Annotated in this window: 3 protein-coding genes; all 3 read right to left on the reverse strand. The window is 65.6% G+C overall.

From position 1 onward, the window contains the following. Window positions 1-463: 463 nt before the first annotated feature. Window positions 464-1,648: a pyridoxal-phosphate-dependent aminotransferase family protein gene (locus AKL29_RS07285; protein WP_050383635.1), complete on the reverse strand. Its 1,185-nt coding sequence runs from the start codon at window positions 1,646-1,648 to the stop codon at window positions 464-466. A 131-nt stretch (window positions 1,649-1,779) separates the two neighbouring features. Continuing rightward, window positions 1,780-2,613: an LssY C-terminal domain-containing protein gene (locus AKL29_RS07290; RefSeq protein ID WP_050383636.1), complete on the reverse strand. Its 834-nt coding sequence runs from the start codon at window positions 2,611-2,613 to the stop codon at window positions 1,780-1,782. Between the two features lie 128 nt (window positions 2,614-2,741). Continuing rightward, a partial coding sequence (locus tag AKL29_RS07295; protein WP_063779890.1) for a thermonuclease family protein occupies window positions 2,742-3,375 on the reverse strand: 634 nt, incomplete at its 5' end.

Genomic DNA, 3,375 nt, shown 5'->3' on the forward strand with positions numbered 1-3,375 from the left:
ACAGACCAGCTGGCCATGATCGATCGTGAGCGAAACATCATCAACCGCGACAAACGATCCAAACCGCTTGACCAGGCCGCGCAATTCCACCGATGCCAAGCGGTCCCTCCATTTTGTTGTGTCGCAGGGATCCGTGCCCGGCTGTTGCCGGCAGTAAAGCGGAAAATGATGACGACGAAAAGTGCTCGTGCCTTAGCAATGCGTTGCATGCATTGCCTCCCGTCACCCTTGTGGGCGTATTCGCAAGCGACGCCAAACATTCAGTGTCGTCCCGGCCTGGTGCGCAATTGCGCACGGGGGCCTGGGACCCATAGCCACCGATGGTCATTGTTGTGCGCCGGCGGAACGACGAGGCTGCCACAATATTCGCCGCCGATTATAGGTCCCGGCTTTCGCCGGGACGACAGCGGAGCGTGCGGCCTCGTTCGTACCTCAGGATGACGGGTCGCTGCCTGCGCTCGGCCTACGCCTTCACGTTCTCGCCGAGCCACTGGATGGCGGCGTCGGCGCCGGCCTTGCCGTGGGGGATGTTCAGCGCCGTCAGCGCGACCTCGACGACGCCGAGGGTGCCGAGGATCATCGGGGCGTTGACGTGGCCCATATGCGCGATGCGGAAGGCCTGACCCTGCAAATCGCCGATGCCGGTGCCGAGCACCACGCCGCATTTCTCCTTGGCATAGCGCTGGATCGCGGCGGGATCGGCGCCCTTCACGGTCACCGTCGTCACGGTGTTGGAACGTTCGGCGGGCTCAGCGATGTTGAAGCCGAGCACCTGTCCCTCACCCCAGACCGCGACCGCGCGGCGCACGGCTTCGCCGAGCAGCCGATGCCGCAGATGCGCATTCTCCAGGCCTTCGGCATGCAGCATGTTGATCGCCTCGCGCAGCGCGAACAAGAGATGCACCGGCGCGGTGCCGGCATATTTGCGGTAGTGCTCGCTGCCCTCGCGCTCGGTCCAGTCCCAATAGGGCGTGCGCAGATCGGCCTTCTTGTGGGCGTCCCAGGCGCGGTCATTGGCGGCGACGAAGCCGAGGCCGGGCGGCGTCATCAGGCCCTTCTGCGAGCCGGACATCGCGACGTCGACGTACCATTTGTCCATCTCGAACGGCATGCAGCCGAGCGAGGCCACGGTGTCGACCATGAACAATGCAGGATGGCCGGCGGCCTTGATCGCCTTGCCGATCGCCTCGATGTCGTTATAGGCGCCGGACGCGGTGTCGACCTGTACCACCAGGATCGCCTTGATCGTGTGCTCCTTGTCGCGCCGCAGCCGCTCCTCGACCTCGGCCGGGCGGATCGCACGGCGCCAGTCGCCCTTCAGCACCTCGACCTCGGCGCCCATCGCGGCCGCAGCTTGGCCCCAGCCGATCGCGAAGCGCCCGCTCTCCAGCACCAGCACCTTGTCGCCGCGCGACAGCACGTTGGAGAGCGTCGCCTCCCAGGCGCCGTGGCCGTTGGAGATGTAGATGTAGGACTTGCCCTGGGTGGCGAACAGCCTCGAGAGGTCGCGCAGCAGGCTGTCAGTGAGTTCGACCATCTCGTTGGAGTAGATGTCGAGCGCCGGGCGGTGCATTGCCTGCAGCACCTGATCGGGCATCGTGGTGGGCCCGGGGATGGCCAGAAATTCCCGGCCCGCGCGAACGGTCATCGTCCTGTTCCTTTTGGATAAAGCGCGCAAATCATGCGTGTGAGGGGTCAAGCGCGGAGACTATTCCATCGCGGCTACGATTGCGAGCAGGACGAAGCAATCCAGCGTTTCCAAAACCGCGGGACACGATGCTATTTGCCGATCGATTCGACGACCGCGCGCCAGATCTGGTCCTTGAACTCGGTCGCGGCGGGGCTCGGGAGCTGCTCGACGGTGCCGTGGTTCTTGCGGCAGGCCTCGACCAGCCGCAGTACCCAGATTTCGCCGTCGGTGTAATAGGGATCGCCGCCGCCATTGCGACCGTTGAAGGTCGGGCCGATGCCGGTCACCTGATATTTCGCGGTGGCCATGCCGGCCGACTCGAGGTCGGTGGCGAGCAGCGCACGTTCGGCATCGAGGTCGGCCGCGATGTGATGGGTTACCGCGCCGGTGTAGTGGCTGACGCCGACGCTGCGGTCGAGCGTCGCGGCACCCAGCCACACCGGACGCTTCTCCTCGCCCTGATCGAGCACCTTCCAGAACCGGACATGGTTGCGGCGGTCCGCGCTCGATCCGACCGGCCGCTCGAAGGCGAGATCCTCGCGGCGGTCGAGATAGAACAGGTTGCTCACCGGCGCATCCTTGTAGGGACGATCGAGCAGCACGCTGCCGACGATCTCGATCGAGGATTTCAGCGTGACCGGATCGGCCGGATACCAGCCGGCCTCGTGCATCGCGCAGACCACGTCCCTCTTGTCGCCGATCAGCCCGACATTCATCGGATCGCCGGGAATGCCCTGCGCGGTGCGCGTCACCATCGGCAGATTGGCGAGGCCCTTCTGGTGCTCGTAATGCGTCCACAACGCCGGCAGCAGCAGATAGGCCGCGATCAGGTAGATCGCCAGAACGAGCAGCAATAGTATCTGCGCTTGCCGGAGGCGGCTGCGCCGGCGCGCGGAAGGCGGCTTGATCTCGACATCGGTCATGCCGTGGTCCTCACCCGCTTGCGGGGGAGGTCGGATTGCATCGAAGATGCAATCCGGGTGGGGACTTACTCCTCATAAAGAGCGTCGCAAGCGGTGCCGATGAGGCTACAACCCAATCGCACTTCCGACTAGCGCCGCGTCTCGCGGCAGCCGGCGGCCTCGGCTTCCTCGACCGAGCAGAACCAGCGCGTGCCCTTGCTGATCTTCATTTCGATCTTGGCGTACCAGCGGCTGGTCCGCTGGTGAAAGATGCATTCACCGGAGCGGTTGACGTTGCCCTTGATGGTGCAGTCGGGCGACGGCGCCACCGGGCCGGAGGCCGAGGCGAGCAGGATCGCGTTGGCGCCATCCGGCGGCTTCACCGCGCCGAGCACGGTGGTCTTCTTGTTGCGCACCCGCCAGTCCCACGGCGCGATGAAGGCGCCCTGCCACATCCCGGCTTTTGCCTCACGCGCGGCCTTCTCGTCGGCTTCGTAGTCATGCGAGGCGCGGGTGTAGGCCAGCGCCCAGCCATTGCTGACAAGCCACCTCTGGATGTCCTCGCCGTCGACCTCGCAGCGCGCGATGGTGCGGCCGCGACGATCGACCGAGCGGGCGTGGCAGGTCCAGGTCTTGCTGCCGGCATGCTTGATCAACTCGTCGCGCGCCGCGACACCGCAGGTCCAGCGTTCGCCCTTGGTGTTGAGGCAGAGCTGGTCGGTCGACGGCGCGTCGATGCCTGCGAGCCGGATGCGGACGCTGCCGATCATGAGCTGGTCGCCG

Source organism: Bradyrhizobium pachyrhizi (assembly GCF_001189245.1).
GTDB lineage: Bacteria > Pseudomonadota > Alphaproteobacteria > Rhizobiales > Xanthobacteraceae > Bradyrhizobium > Bradyrhizobium pachyrhizi.